Here is a 14,530-nt window from a genome sequence, read left to right on the forward strand (position 1 = left end):
TTAAGCCTGTTCCAACGAGGTTTCAACACGGGTGGCGGTGGCCGGGATTTTCCCTGCCGCTACCAGACGCTTGTGCTGCTCGGCTTCGATGCGTTCGATCACGTCGACCGGCACGTAGTAGCCTTGATCATCACGAGCGGCGTGGATCGCGAAGTAGATCACGGTGCCGGCCAGGCTAGCGATGGCCAGCCACCAGATGTGCCAGATCATCGCGAAACCGAACACGGTCAACAGAGCGCCCATGACCACACCGGTGGCGGTGTTGTTTGGCATGTGGATCGGCTCGTACTTGGCCGTAACCTTGTACGCAGTGCCGTTTTCCTTGGCTTCGGTGAACGGATCGACAACGTCAGCCTTCGGCAGCACGGCGAAGTTGTAGAACGGAGGTGGCGACGAGGTCGACCATTCCAGGGTGTGTGCATTCCACGGGTCGCCGTGGTCGCACATGTTTTCCGGCTTGTTGCGGTCACGCACGCTGACGTACAGCTGGATCAACTGGCAAGCGATACCCACGGCGATCATCACCGCACCGAACATGGCGACGTACAGGTACGGCACCCACTCAGGGTTGGTGGTGGCGTTCAGACGACGGGTCATGCCCATGAAGCCCAGTGCATAGAGCGGCATGAACGCGACGAAGAAGCCGCTGATCCAGAACCAGAACGCTGCCTTGCCCCAACCTTCGTGCAGCTTGAAGCCGAACGCTTTAGGGAAGTAGAAGCCGAAGCCGGCGATGTAACCGAATACCGCGCCGCCGATGATCACGTTGTGGAAGTGCGCGATCACGAACAGGCTGTTGTGCAGAACGAAGTCAGCACCCGGGATGGCCAGCAGTACGCCGGTCATGCCGCCGATGGCGAAGGTCACCATGAAGCCCAGGGTCCACAGCACCTGGCTGGTGAAGCGCAGACGGCCCTGGTAGATGGTGAACAGCCAGTTAAACAGTTTCACACCCGTCGGGATGGAAATCAGCATCGTCGCCAGACCGAAGAAGGCGTTGACGCTGGCACCCGAACCCATGGTGAAGAAGTGGTGCAGCCAAACCATGAAGCCCAGGATCGAGATTGCGCCCGATGCGTAGATCATCGAGTGGTGGCCGAACAGTTTCTTGCCGGTGAAGGTCGAGATGACTTCGGAGAAGATACCGAACGCCGGCAGGATCAGGATGTACACCTCAGGGTGACCCCAAGCCCAGAACAGGTTGACGTACATCATCGGATTGCCACCAAGTTCATTGGTGAAAATGTGGAAATCCATGTAACGGTCAAGCGTCAGCAGTGCCAGGGTAGCGGTCAGGATCGGGAACGAAGCCACGATCAGGACGTTGGCCCAGGTGCAGGTCCAGGTGAAGATCGGCATGTCCATCAGCTTCATGCCAGGGGTACGCATTTTCAGCACGGTGGCCAGGAAGTTGACCCCCGTTAGCGTCGTACCCAGACCCGATAGCTGTAGCGCCCAGATGTAGTAATCCATCCCCACGCCAGGGCTGTACTGCAGACCCGACAGCGGCGGATAGGCAACCCAACCGGTCTTGGCGAATTCGCCGACGCCCAGGGACAGGTTGATCAGCACCACGCCGGAAACCAGCAGCCAGAAGCTCAGGGAGTTCAGGAACGGGAAGGCAACGTCACGCGCGCCGATCTGCAGCGGCACTGCAAGGTTCATCAGGCCGGTGAAGAATGGCATCGCCATGAAGATGATCATGATCACACCGTGAGCGGTGAAGATCTGGTCATAGTGTTCAGGTGGCAGGTAGCCCGGCGAACCCTCGGTGGCCATGGCCAACTGGGTACGCATCATGATGGCGTCGGCAAAACCGCGCAGCAGCATGACCATGGCGACGATGATGTACATCACGCCGATTTTCTTGTGGTCGACCGACGTCAGCCACTCGGTCCACAGGTAGGTCCACTTCTTGAAGTAGGTGATTGCAGCGAACAACGCCAGACCACCGAGCGCGATCATGGAGATGGTCACCATGACAATCGGCTCGTGGAACGGGATCGCTTCCCAACTTAATTTACCAAACATCGTTTACTCCTCTGCCCCGGCAGCTGAATGCGAACTCGAGTCCATCCCTTCCATTTGGGCCACTTCTTTCTCTTCTTTCTCGTGCTTGACCTTAGGGCCCGGTTTCATGCCTTCGTACTTGTCGACGATGGTCTGGAACAGGTTTGGGGTCACCGAGGCGTAGAGCTCGACTGGGTTGTTCTGGCTTGGCTTGGAAAGGGCTGCGTATTCAGCTTGTTCAAGCTGTTTAGGTGCCTTTTTGACTTCACTTACCCAGGCGTCGAAATCTTCCTGGGAAGTTGCGATCGCTTTGAATTTCATACCGGTGAAACCCGCGCCGCTGTAGTTGGCGGAGATACCGTCCATTTCAGCGTTCTGGTTGGCGATCAGGTGCAGTTTGGTCTGCATGCCCGCCATCGCGTAGATCTGGCCGCCCAGAGCAGGGATGAAGAACGAGTTCATCACGGCGTCGGAAGTGATCTTGAAGTTGATCGGCGTGTGCGCCGGGAACACGATCTTGTTGACCGTGGCGATGCCTTGTTCCGGGTAGATGAACAGCCACTTCCAGTCCAGCGCGACCACTTCGATGGTCACAGGCTTGACGTCCGATTCCAGCGGCTTGTACGGGTCAAGGGCGTGGGTCGACTTGTAGGTGACATAACCCAGGGCAATGATGATCAGAATTGGAACCGCCCACACCGCGATCTCGATCTTGGTGGAGTGGTTCCATTTCGGGGTGTAGGTGGCGTTAGCGTTGGACGCGCGGTATTTCCAGGCGAACAGGAAGGTCATGACGATGACCGGAACCACGACCAACAGCATCAGCAGCGTTGCGGTGATGATCAGGTTTCGCTCGTCCAGACCGACCTGGCCCTTGGGATTGAGCAAGGTCATGTTGCAGCCTGACAGCAACAACGTGCCAATCAGCGGCAATAAGCCTAGTAGTCTGGGGTACCTGTTTTTACTCATCTCACGACCTCTAAAGCAGCTTGCGCAATGCAGTTGGGTTTTGATCGCCAACACTTCACCCTGCCAAGGGTTGGCATTTTTCTTGGATTGAATAAGGGCTGGCCCGTCGTGCGTCAGACGCGTTTCGACAAATCCTGAGCTAGCGTTGAGTTCTTATTCGAATTCGTGGTCAAAGGCCTTGTTACAGACCAATTCCATTTGGTGCGGATAATTGGAGGCACCGACACCAGGGGGTCGCATGAAGCCACCCGGCCTCTCGACACCCGGTTTCTGCTCATCCACCTGAGCCAGGGCGAGCAGAGTCGGGAATTCAGTGCGGGCGATTGTAGATATGTAGCGTTTTATAAACCATGTCTCATCCCGAAATAATTTTTATCCAAACCAGCAACAATCCTTACCGGTTTTCGCAAAAGTGGCGCATCTTATCGAAATTGATTCTCAACAAAAACACCAAAAAAAGTAGGGCTACCACCCGCGATTCAGACAGTATCGGCGCCTCCCAAGACGCCGCCGACCTGGCCCCAGCCCCGATATGACAAGGGTTCTGGCAAATTGCCAGGGTCTGTTAAAACTGCCTGTTCCGGCCTCGCCGATGCAAAACCGCCAGCCCGCCAATCGGGCCAGTTTCGTTGCGTGACGACGCACCAATCCGACGCCCTGGCGACCGCTGCGACACTCAAGATGTGACAACATGTCGCACACGTATCGCACCCCTCCTTGCCACACATCACGGCCTTTTTACAGGCCCACTGAAGCGCACGCTGCAAGACAAAAAAAGCCCCGGCGCCCTCATCGAGGACCGGGGTGTTTTCATGCATCGCGGTGAATGCGCCGCAGAACTCAGCGCAGGCTTTTGCGGTTACGCACGGTCAGCAGCGGCACCAGCACGACGACCAGCACGAAGGCCACCAGCGCCCATTGCGCCAGGGACAGACCGAGGATCGGCGGGTAGGGCGTAGAGCAGAATCCGTCGACCTGGAAGCCCAGGGGGAAGATCTTCGCCAGCGGCAGACCGTCCACAATCGGCTGCAACACATCGATGCCGCAACTGACTGCCGGATAAAACTGCGTGTAGACGTGATGCCCCGCCACCCCGACGCCTGCCAATGCGCAGATCACGACCAGGGTTTCAAACAGGGTGATGCTGCGGCGCGTGCTCATGGCAGCGCCAATGAAGGCGAAGAACGCGATCAACAGCAGCGCATAGCGTTGCAGGATGCACAATGGGCACGGCGCTTCACCCAGCACGATTTGCATGTACAGAGCGCCGCCGATCAGCGCCAGGCAGATGATGCCCAGCAACACCAGGTAGCGTCGTTCACGGCCCAACCGCATTGTTTCCTCGCTCATCGCGTTTCCCTTGAAGGTTTCGATTGCCCGCCAGTCTACACGCTGCCCTGGTTTTTGAGAGCCTGGCGCGATCCGGAGAGATGTCGGGGGAATAGACGATAAGCGGGTTAAGAAGGGATTAACTTTCGGTCTTTTTCCGTTCAGGACCGAGGTGTAGCCATCGCGGGCAAGCCACGCTCCCACAGGGTTCGCGTCGTACACACCAAATTGGATCGACGCAGATCCTGTGGGAGCGTGGCTTGCCCGCGATGAAGACGACGCGGTGAGGCTGACTCACCGCGCCTGGGACTTACTCCAGCGCCGCAGCCGGCCCGAAGAACTCATAACGGCTTTGCTTCTCCGGCACACCCAAGGCCTTGAGGTGGCGCTTGACCGCCGCCATGAAACCTTTGGGGCCCAGGAAGTAAGCATCCACGTCGCGCTCTTGCGGCAACCACGCGGCCAACTGCTCCTGGCTCAACAACCCGACTTTGTGCGCTGCCGGGCTCACGCCATCGTCTTCGTCGTAGCAATAGAAGCGCTTGAGTTGCGGATGACGCTCGGCCAGACCGTCGATCCAGTCACGGAAGGCGTGAACGCTGCCGTTGCGGGCGCAATGAATGAAGTGCACCGGGCGTTCGGTCTCCAGCGCCGCTTCGAGCATCGCCAGGGTCGGGGTGATGCCCACGCCGCCGCTGATCAACACCAGCGGTTTGTCGCTGGCAGTCAGGGTGAACTCGCCCGATGGCGGGAACAGCTGGATGCTCGCGCCAACGTGCAATTGATCGTGCAGGTGGTTGGAAGCGCGACCGCCGGTTTCCCGCTTGACGCTGATGCGGTACTGACCTTTGTTCGCCAGGGCCGACAGCGAATAGTTACGACGAATTTCTTCGCCATCAAGGATCAGTTTCATGCCGATGTACTGGCCTGGCTCTGCCGCCAGGATCGGGCCTTTGTCCGCCGGTTCGAAGTAGAACGAGATGATTTCCGCGCTTTCCTCGACCTTGGCCGCCACGATGAATTCCCGCGCCCCGCGCCAGCCGCCCGGTGCCTGTTCTTTCTGATCGTAGATGCTGGTTTCGGCACCGATCAGGATGTCCGCCAGTTGACCGTAAGCCGCCCCCCACGCCGCAATCACTTGCGGGGTGGCGATTTCCTCGCCCAGCACTTCAGCGATTGCGCGCAGCAGGCAGGTGCCAACGATCGGGTAGTGTTCCGGCAGGATTTGCAGGGCTACGTGCTTGTTGATGATCTTGGCCACCAGGTCGCCCAACTGGTCGAGTTGGTCGATGTGGCGGGCGTACATCAGTACGCCGTTAGCCAGGGCGCGTGGCTGGTCACCGCTGGCCTGGTGCGCCTGATTGAACAGCGGGCGCACTTCTGGATACTCGGAGAGCATCATGCGGTAGAAGTGAGTGATCAATGCCTCGCCACCGCTTTCCAGTAGCGGCACAGTGGATTTGACGATGGCACGGTCTTGGGCGCTAAGCATAAAGTGACTCCTGGGCAACAAGGTTTTTTCAACGTTTGCCCTATGCTTATCAGTTTCCATGCCAATATTTATTTCGTTATAAATCAACAACTTAAAACATAGATAGTCATATCGACACGACCTGCTTTATAGTCATACCGACTACATGGAGTCACTATGACTGCAAAATCCCTGCTGACCGCCCTGCTACCACTGGTCTCGGACCTGTCCCGCGAACTGCCCGAAGGCGAGCGCTATCGGCGCTTGCTGGAAGCCATGCGCGCCCTGCTCCCCTGCGATGCGGCCGCCCTGCTGCGCCTCGATGGCGAATGGCTGGTGCCGCTGGCTGTCGACGGCTTGAGTACCGACACCCTCGGCCGCCGCTTCAAGGTCAGTGAACACCCGCGTTTCGCAGCCTTGCTCAGCGGTTCCGGGCCGACCCGGTTCGCCGCCGACAGCAACCTGCCCGACCCTTACGACGGCCTGGTCGAGGGCCTCGATGACCACCTGGAAGTCCATGACTGCATGGGCTGCCCGCTGTTTATCGACGAGCGCCCGTGGGGCCTGCTGACCCTCGACGCCCTTGATCCGGAACAGTTTCAGCCGATCGAACTCGATTCACTGGAAGCCTTCGCCAGCCTCGCCGCCGCCACGGTCAATGCCGCCGAGCGCATCGAGCGCCTGAACAATCGCGTCGAGGATGAACACCAGCGCGCCGAGGTCTACCGCCAGGCCAGCGGCCAGCAGAACCGCGAGATGATCGGCCAGAGCAAGGCGCACAAACGCCTGGTGGAAGAAATCAACCTGGTGGGCGGCAGCGACCTGACCGTGCTGATCACCGGGGAGACCGGGGTTGGCAAGGAACTGGTGGCCCAGGCCATTCACGCCGCCTCGGCCCGCGCCGACAAACCGATCATCAGCCTCAACTGCGCCGCCTTGCCCGACACACTGGTGGAGAGCGAACTGTTTGGCCATGTGCGCGGTGCCTTTACCGGGGCGTTGAATGATCGGCGCGGCAAATTTGAACTGGCCAATGGCGGCACCCTGTTTCTCGATGAAGTCGGCGAGCTGTCGCTGACCGTACAGGCCAAGTTGCTGCGGGTCCTGCAAAGCGGACAGCTGCAGCGACTGGGATCGGACAAGGAGCATCAGGTCGACGTGCGCCTGATCGCCGCGACCAACCGCGACCTGGCAGAGGAAGTGCGCAGTGGCCGTTACCGCGCCGACTTCTATCACCGCCTCAGCGTTTACCCACTATTAGTACCGGCCCTGCGTGATCGCGGGCGGGACGTTCTGTTGCTCAGCGGCTACTTTCTGGAACAGAACCGTTCTCGCATGGGCCTCAACAGCTTGCGCTTGAGCACTGATGCCCAGGCCGCGTTACTGGCTTACGACTGGCCGGGCAACGTGCGTGAGCTGGAACACTTGATCGGCCGCAGCGCCCTGAAAGCCCTGGGTAATTGCAAGGAACGACCCAAGATTCTCAGCTTGAGCGCGGCGGACCTGGATCTGCCCAATGCCAATGCTGAAGCACCCGTCGCGCCAACGGCCCCGGCCGCCGTGACGTTGGTCACGGGGGATTTGCGCGAAGCTACCGAAAACTATCAGCGCCAGTTGATCGGCGCGTGCCTGGAGCGGCATCACAACAACTGGGCGAGTGCCGCGCGTGAACTGGGCCTGGATCGGGCGAATCTGGGGCGCATGGCCAAAAGGCTCGGCATGAAGTGACGCCGGGCTTGCCACCTCACCGCAGGAGTCGTGCTAAAACCAATGGATTGGTATTGGCCCTAAAGCCTGCCCGCAACAAGTCGATAACCCGGCATCGAAGTTGTTGGCGATCCTCGCGATCGCCCATCACCTTTTCCCAAGAAGGTACTTATGTCTTCCACCAAAGCCCGCGCAGATTCACTTTCGCTTTTGCTGTTTACCTTGCGCAGCGGCAAGTTGATGGCAATCAACCTGCTCAAAGTGAGTGAAATCATCCCCTGCCCGCCGCTGACCAAGCTGCCGGAGTCGCACCCTCACGTCAAAGGCATTGCCACGCTGCGTGGCGCGTCGCTGTCGGTGATCGACCTGAGCCGGGCCATCGGCGAACGACCGCTGGAAGACCCGAACGGCGGCTGCCTGATCGTCACCGACGTCAGTCGCTCCAAGCAGGGCCTGCACGTCCAGGCGGTGAGCAAGATCGTTCACTGCCTGACCACCGATATCCGTCCGCCGCCCTTCGGCTCTGGCGGCGTGCGCTCGTACATCACCGGCGTGACCTCGGTCGATGGCACCCTGGTGCAGGTACTGGACATCGAAAAAGTCATCCACGGCATCGCCCCGGTGCAGATCGAATCGGCACCGACCGAACTGAGCATGGAAGACGCTGAGTTGTTGGGCAACGCGCGGATTCTGGTGGTCGATGACAGTCAGGTGGCCCTGCAACAATCGGTGCATACGTTGCGCAATCTCGGCCTGCAATGCCATACGGCCCGCAGCGCCAAGGAAGCCATCGACTGCCTGCTGGATCTGCAAGGCACCGCCCAGCAGATCAACCTGATTGTCTCCGACATCGAAATGTCTGAAATGGATGGCTACGCCTTCACCCGAACCCTGCGCGAAACCCCGGACTTTGCCCACCTCTATGTGCTGCTGCACACCTCACTGGACAGTGCGATGAACAGTGAAAAGGCGCGCCTGGCCGGTGCCAATGCGGTGCTGACCAAGTTCTCCTCGCCAGAACTGACCCAGTGCCTGATCACGGCTGCCAAGGCTGTGGCTGAACAGGGTCATTGAGTCTTGGCCGAGGACTTTTGCTTTTTGATGCGGCGCAACCTCGCCGAGGCTGTGCCGGCCATCCCTTGGCCAAGCGATCTTCAATTGACCCGCTACCGTCCTGAACTCGCCGAAACCGTCCACCAGTTGATGACGTTGGGTTACCGCGAGGGCGGTGGTCGCGTACCGGAACTGGAGCGCTGGCAACGGCAATTTGAAACCGACCCCGAATACGATCCCGAGCTGTGCTTTATTGCCCAGGATGCCGAAGGCGTGGTTGCCGCGTGCCAGTGCTGGACCAGTGCCTACATCAAAGACCTGGTGGTGCATCCACGGGCTCGACGACAAGGGTTGGGCCGCGCCTTGCTGCTGCATGCGTTCACGGTGTTCCAGCAACGCCGCGAGGGCTTTGTGGATTTGAAAGTACTGGAGGACAACCTGCGCGCGCAGCGGTTGTATGAAAGCGTCGGGATGTATGTGGTGCGCCGGGAAGCGGTTCCAGCCTGACGATCACTCTCAATCATTCAGGCATAATCCGGTCCTTCGCCCTCCAAAAGGATTTCCGGCCCATGAAAAACGCAGCCCTGACCCTGCTCTGCCTCACCGCCCTCGCCACCCAGGCCCACGCTTCCAGCCCCGACGCCTGGGCTGCCTACGACAAAACCGTACTCGTCAGTTGCACCAAGGCCAGTGGGCTGAAGAATGCCAAACCCGTCGGCAACGCCGCGCAGTTCGATGACCGGGTCGGTTACAGCGCGCTCCTGCTGCAAGGTCAGTACCCGCAAAAACACATGAAAGGCGCACAAGGCACCGAACTGTGCCTCTACAACAAAAAAAGCAAAACCGCGTATGTCACCGAATGGGATTCGATTCGCCCCGCCGTCAAGGCACAGTGAGTGGCGCATAACTTGCTTCGGCAGCGGACTTCACGGTGACATTCTGTCGCCGCTTCCCTCGACGCGACCGAGCGCCCAATGAATTCGACGTTTTCCTGCGTAGGCTGTGGTAAATGCTGCAACGATCACCATGTGCCCCTGACCCTGGCCGAAGCCCGGATGTGGGCGGCCGATGGCGGGCAGGTGATCGTGCTGGTGGAGGCGTTCCTGGGCAACGGCCTGGGCCTGCCCGCGCAGCAACGCGAACACGCCGAACGCCGCTCGGCAGTGGTTCACAGCGGCGAATCCGAAGCGTACGTCGCCATCACCTTTGCCGCCTACAACGTCGGTCCCTGCCGGAATCTTGACGAGGATAACCTCTGCCGCATCTACGAGCGCCGGCCGCTGGTGTGCCGCATTTATCCGATGGAAATCAATCCGCACATCCCCCTAAACCCGGCGATCAAGGAATGCCCGCCCGAATCCTGGGAAAAAGGACCGGACCTGATCGTCGGCGGTGAGTTGGTCGACCGTGAGCTCATGGCGCTGATTCAACGCTCCCGTCAGGCGGATCGCGATGATATTCAGATGAAGGATGCGATTTGCGCGCTATTGGGCATTCGCACGACGGCGCTGAAGGGGGATGGATTTACCGCTTATCTGCCGGATATGGCCGAATTTGCCACGATCATCGATGACCTGGCCGGGCAGACGCTGCCGCAGTGGGACAGCGAGTGGCTGTTCCATGTGTCCGGTGAGGATATCGCCAGACAGGTCGTGGATGCCGGAGGGCAATTGGCCACGCAGGCGCCGGCGAACTACTCGTTTATTTCGTTGCGGGTGGCTTGAATCTGGAAAATGTGTCGCCTGTGAGGGCGTTATCGCGAGCAGGCTCGCTCCCACTGGGGAATGCATTCCAATGGTGGGGCGAGCCTGCTCGCAATCAAGGCAGGCCTGACACCGCAAAGCCTGAAACCTAGCGCTTGCCCATCGAACGCCGAGTCCCCGGTGGCGCCATGCCAGGCGTCTTGGTGTGGCCGTTCTTGGCGCCGTTCTTGTACCACGGCTGATTGGCGTTCTTGGCGCCGGCCAGTTCTCCTGGCTTGAACGGGAACTTGAACGCGGGGATGGCGGCTTTGGTTTCGCTGTCGGCGCTGGAGTCGACGCTGTCTGGCAGCTCTGCCTGCTCGTCGCTCAAGGTGTCGGCGACCGGCGGTTGTTTCGGGGAAGTCATGAAAGCTCCGGGTGGTGCGTAAAGTGTCGGGCCCGGTCAGCGAGCCACGAAAGGCGGCAGTATAACTGGATGAAGCGCTGCAAGCTGCTGTTAAGCGACTCGCACAAATCCCGGGAAGAATGTTAGCGTGCTCAGCATTCTCCTCAGCACAGACGAGCCCTGCGCCCATGAAAAAGACCGTCCTCGCCTTCAGCCGCGTCACGCCTGAAATGGTCGAACGCCTGCAACAAGACTTCGACGTGATCGTGCCGAACCCGAAAAACGGCGACATCAATGCCCAGTTCAACGAAGCCTTGCCCCATGCCCACGGCCTGATCGGTGTCGGTCGTAAACTGGGACGCGCCCAACTGGAGAACGCCGCCAGACTGGAAGTGGTGTCCAGCGTTTCGGTGGGCTACGACAACTACGACGTCGCCTATCTCAATGAGCGCGGGATCATGCTCACCAACACCCCGGATGTGCTCACCGAAAGCACCGCCGACCTGGCGTTCGCGCTGCTGATGAGCAGTGCCCGTCGTGTCGCTGAACTGGATGCCTGGACCAAGGCCGGTCAATGGCAAGCCACTGTTGGCGCACCGTTGTTCGGTTGCGATGTGCATGGCAAGACTCTGGGCATCGTCGGCATGGGCAACATCGGCGCGGCCATCGCTCGCCGTGGGCGCCTGGGTTTCAACATGCCAATCCTCTACAGCGGTAACAGCCGCAAGACCGCGCTGGAACAGGAACTCGGTGCACAATTTCGCACCCTGGACGATCTGTTGGCCGAAGCCGATTTTGTCTGCCTGGTGGTGCCGCTCAGCGAGAAAACCAGACACCTGATCAGCCATCGCGAACTGGCGTTGATGAAGCCAGGCGCAATCCTGGTGAACATTGCTCGCGGCCCGGTGGTCGACGAGCCGGCGCTCATCGAAGCCCTGCAGAACAACCGCATTCGCGGTGCCGGGCTGGATGTGTACGAAAAAGAACCGCTGGCCGAGTCGCCATTGTTTCAACTGAAAAATGCGGTGACCCTCCCGCACATTGGCTCGGCCACCCATGAAACCCGCGAAGCCATGGCCAATCGCGCCCTGACCAATCTGCGTAGCGCCCTGCTGGGTGAGCGCCCACAGGATCTGGTCAACCCGCAAGTCTGGAAAGGCTGAATAAAAACGGGCAGGCGTTACAGTCGCCTGCCCGTTCACATTAATACCCACGCATCCAACTTACCGATACATATCCTGCAATTCAGTTCACGGCCAAATAAATAATTCGCCGTATAAACTCCAGACTAAAACACCCCGACAGTTAGTTTTGGAGAACATAGACCTTGAGCCTAATCACAACCAACCACGTCATTAAATTCAGCAAAGCCACACTGATGCTATTCTTCAGTTTCTTCGGCTTGCTTGTGATGTACAGCAATATTACCGACTACGCGACCAACTATGAGTACCTGTCACACATCCTGAGCATGGACACCGTCGACGCAAGCTCCAGGTACAGTAGGAGAGCGATTACCTCCCCCATACTCCAGCACCGGATTTACTGGCTGATCATTACATTTGAAGTCATGTATACGACCTTCTGCATCCTGGGCACTTACAATCTGTACAAAAACATAAACTCCAGCAGCAAGAAATTTCACGAAGCGAAGAAGTTCGCCATTATCGGCTTATTGATTGCACTCTTTCTTTATTACCTCGGCTTCCAGGTCATTGGTGCCGAGTGGTTCAATATGGACCAATCAAAACAATGGAACTACAAAGACTGGGCCCAGCACATTGTCGACTTCATGTTGCCATCGTTGTTGTATCTGGCGATCAGGATCGAGCGCTGAAAACGCACTCGACTCTGATGCAACTTCAAGCCAACTTGCCAGTGCCCTGCAGGATCGGCGCCTTGGGTTTACGAAACACCAGGACGTTGCCCAGCATCACCAGCACCAACCCTGCCAGGGCCGGCAACGTCCATTGGTAACCCTCGGCGAACGCCGATACATTCAGCGCCACCACCGGGAACAGCACCGTGCAATAGGCGGCGCGCTCCGGCCCCATGCGCCCGACCAGCGTCAGGTAAGCCGTGAAACCAATCACCGAACCCGGAATGACCAGGTACAGCAGCGAACCGATGTAGCGGGCACTCCATTCCACATCGAATGGAATCCCTTTGACCAGACACCACACCGACAGCATCGCTGCGCCGTAGGCCATGCCCCAGGCATTGGTGGTCAGCGGCTTGAGCCCGGCTTTCTGTTGCAAGCTCGATAGCATGTTGCCCGCCGAGAAACACAGGGTGCCGCACAGGGCCAGGCCCAGACCCAGCAGGGTTTGCGGGCTGGCGGTATGGCCGACCAGTTCCGGCCAGAACAACAGGCCCAGACCGGACAAGCCCAAGGCACCGCCCATCAGCACGTTGCGGGCGATTTTCTGGCCGAAGAACACCCGAGCATTCAAGGCATTCCACAGCGTCGCGGTGGAGAACACCACGGCGACCAGACCACTGGGAATCCACTGGCTGGCCGTCAGGAAGCACATGAAGTTAACGCAAAACAGGCACAGACCTTGGGCCAGGCATATCAAATGCCCACGACGGTTCATCACCTGTAACCGCCGGCTGAGCAGCAACATCACGAACAGCACCAGCGCGGCGAGCCCAAAGCGATAAACGATCGACACGGGAATCGCCACCACGCCCAACTGCCATTTCAGGGCAATCCAGGTGGTGCCCCAGATCAGCACGGTCAGCAAATACAATGAAAGGTTCATGACAAAGGCTCCTCGATAGGTGCCCAGTGTCCGGCGTCGCGCCGTGGCGCACTTGCATAAACTTGCGCTTTTGTCGCGCCACTGGCTGGCAGGCGAACGCCTACGGAGTAGGATGCAAGGCGTTGGAGAGAACTGATCATGCCCGCACTGGAAACCCTGCAAGTCTTTCAAGCCCTCAACCGCTCGCCCAATGCTCGCCTCGAGCACAGCGCCGAGCTCGGTGACGGCATGGCTGCAGCCTTGTGGAGCAATCATCATGACGCCCAGGATTACGAGGCGCCGAGCCACCACACGCTGTCCTGCTATATCGCCGGCGGCACGGGCACCTTTCGCCGCGATCAGCCCGGCAACAAGGGGGGCCCGGACAAACTGTGCATCCTGCCGGCCGATCATCAGTCCGGCTGGGTGATCAACGGTGATATTCGCCTGGCCCACCTCTATTTCAGCCCCGAACAATTCGCCCTCGGCTGCGTCACGCTGCTGGACCGCGAACCTCGTGAAGTGCAACTGCGTGAAGGCACGTTCCTCGACGACCCGCTGCAAGCCCGGCGCTTTCGGCAGATGATCACGCTCAATTGGGATGAACCCGGCGAACGCCTGCTCACCAGCAGCCTGGCTCACGAGATGCTCAGCCATGCCTTGCTCGGCCAGGTCGGCCTGCGCGACGGATTGCGACTCAAGGGCGGGTTGGCGGCACATCAGCGTCGTCAGCTGGTGGAGTACATCGACAGTCAGTTGGCCGAAGCCATCAGCCTGGGACAACTGGCAGCGCTGTGCGCCTTGTCGGAATACCACTTTGCGCGGATGTTCCGCGAAAGTTTCGGCCTGCCGCCGCATCAATATGTGCTGGCACGGCGACTGGGCCGGGCGCGGGAGTTGTTGCGCTCGACATCGCAGCCGCTGGGGGACATCGCGCTGGCCTGCGGGTTTGCCAGTGCCAGTCACTTCACCAATCGGTTTCGCCAGGTATTGGGTGGGACGCCTGGCGAGTATCGGCAGGCGTTTTTGCGCTAGGTCCGGGATGTTAAGTGGCTGTCAGACCGCCATCGCGAGCAGGCTCGCTCCCACAGGGGACCGCGCTCTTTACTGAGAATACGATCAAGTGTGTGCGAGCTTGCTCGCGAAGAACGATGATGCG

Annotated in this window: 14 protein-coding genes; 8 read left to right on the forward strand and 6 right to left on the reverse strand. The window is 59.3% G+C overall.

The window, feature by feature from the left end:
• The 4 genes from cyoB to hmpA all read right to left on the reverse strand — a co-directional run bounded on the left by cyoB (nucleotide 1) and on the right by hmpA (nucleotide 5,800).
• Complete coding sequence (gene cyoB, locus ACVWYU_RS11520; protein ID WP_090316337.1) at nucleotides 1–2,031, reverse strand: cytochrome o ubiquinol oxidase subunit I; 2,031 nt, start codon at nucleotides 2,029–2,031, stop codon at nucleotides 1–3.
• A 3-nt stretch (nucleotides 2,032–2,034) separates the two neighbouring features.
• On the reverse strand, nucleotides 2,035–2,979 hold the full coding sequence (cyoA, locus tag ACVWYU_RS11525) for a ubiquinol oxidase subunit II (protein ID WP_090316334.1): 945 nt from the start codon (nucleotides 2,977–2,979) through the stop codon (nucleotides 2,035–2,037).
• Between the two features lie 840 nt (nucleotides 2,980–3,819).
• Nucleotides 3,820–4,329 (reverse strand): disulfide bond formation protein B, encoded by a 510-nt coding sequence (locus tag ACVWYU_RS11530; protein ID WP_457372725.1) that lies wholly within the window; start codon nucleotides 4,327–4,329, stop codon nucleotides 3,820–3,822.
• 289 nt (nucleotides 4,330–4,618) lie between these two features.
• Nucleotides 4,619–5,800, reverse strand: a complete 1,182-nt coding sequence (gene hmpA, locus ACVWYU_RS11535) for an NO-inducible flavohemoprotein (RefSeq protein WP_090316325.1) — start codon at nucleotides 5,798–5,800, stop codon at nucleotides 4,619–4,621.
• A 156-nt stretch (nucleotides 5,801–5,956) separates the two neighbouring features.
• Here hmpA and norR point away from each other — a divergent pair, with 156 nt between their 5' ends.
• The 5 genes from norR (at nucleotide 5,957) to ACVWYU_RS11560 (ending at nucleotide 10,263) form a co-directional block, all read left to right on the forward strand.
• Complete coding sequence (norR, locus tag ACVWYU_RS11540; protein ID WP_090316322.1) at nucleotides 5,957–7,507, forward strand: nitric oxide reductase transcriptional regulator NorR; 1,551 nt, start codon at nucleotides 5,957–5,959, stop codon at nucleotides 7,505–7,507.
• Between the two features lie 150 nt (nucleotides 7,508–7,657).
• Complete coding sequence (locus ACVWYU_RS11545) at nucleotides 7,658–8,560, forward strand: chemotaxis protein CheV (RefSeq protein WP_090316320.1); 903 nt, start codon at nucleotides 7,658–7,660, stop codon at nucleotides 8,558–8,560.
• Between the two features lie 27 nt (nucleotides 8,561–8,587).
• On the forward strand, nucleotides 8,588–9,046 hold the full coding sequence (locus ACVWYU_RS11550; protein WP_457372726.1) for a GNAT family N-acetyltransferase: 459 nt from the start codon (nucleotides 8,588–8,590) through the stop codon (nucleotides 9,044–9,046).
• A gap of 62 nt (nucleotides 9,047–9,108) precedes the next feature.
• On the forward strand, nucleotides 9,109–9,435 hold the full coding sequence (locus tag ACVWYU_RS11555) for a hypothetical protein (RefSeq protein ID WP_457372727.1): 327 nt from the start codon (nucleotides 9,109–9,111) through the stop codon (nucleotides 9,433–9,435).
• Between the two features lie 78 nt (nucleotides 9,436–9,513).
• Entirely contained in the window at nucleotides 9,514–10,263 is a 750-nt protein-coding gene (locus ACVWYU_RS11560) for a YkgJ family cysteine cluster protein (RefSeq protein WP_457372728.1), read from the forward strand.
• Nucleotides 10,264–10,390: 127 nt separating this feature from the next.
• Here the strand turns inward: ACVWYU_RS11560 and ACVWYU_RS11565 are convergent, their stop codons facing one another.
• On the reverse strand, nucleotides 10,391–10,648 hold the full coding sequence (locus ACVWYU_RS11565; protein ID WP_103405249.1) for a hypothetical protein: 258 nt from the start codon (nucleotides 10,646–10,648) through the stop codon (nucleotides 10,391–10,393).
• Nucleotides 10,649–10,815: 167 nt separating this feature from the next.
• On the opposite strand from ACVWYU_RS11565, the gene ACVWYU_RS11570 reads away from it, so the two are divergent.
• Both ACVWYU_RS11570 and ACVWYU_RS11575 read left to right on the forward strand, forming a co-directional pair.
• Nucleotides 10,816–11,790, forward strand: a complete 975-nt coding sequence (locus tag ACVWYU_RS11570) for a 2-hydroxyacid dehydrogenase (RefSeq protein WP_457372729.1) — start codon at nucleotides 10,816–10,818, stop codon at nucleotides 11,788–11,790.
• Nucleotides 11,791–11,954: 164 nt separating this feature from the next.
• Nucleotides 11,955–12,464, forward strand: coding sequence for a DUF2165 family protein (locus ACVWYU_RS11575; RefSeq protein WP_390958812.1), 510 nt, complete (start codon nucleotides 11,955–11,957; stop codon nucleotides 12,462–12,464).
• Nucleotides 12,465–12,489: 25 nt separating this feature from the next.
• Here ACVWYU_RS11575 and ACVWYU_RS11580 read toward each other — a convergent pair whose 3' ends face one another.
• Complete coding sequence (locus tag ACVWYU_RS11580) at nucleotides 12,490–13,392, reverse strand: DMT family transporter (RefSeq protein ID WP_457372730.1); 903 nt, start codon at nucleotides 13,390–13,392, stop codon at nucleotides 12,490–12,492.
• Between the two features lie 138 nt (nucleotides 13,393–13,530).
• On the opposite strand from ACVWYU_RS11580, the gene ACVWYU_RS11585 reads away from it, so the two are divergent.
• Nucleotides 13,531–14,406, forward strand: coding sequence for a helix-turn-helix domain-containing protein (locus ACVWYU_RS11585; protein ID WP_090316294.1), 876 nt, complete (start codon nucleotides 13,531–13,533; stop codon nucleotides 14,404–14,406).
• Nucleotides 14,407–14,530 lie beyond the last annotated feature (124 nt).

The sequence above is a fragment of the Pseudomonas sp. TE12234 genome (assembly GCF_054061835.1).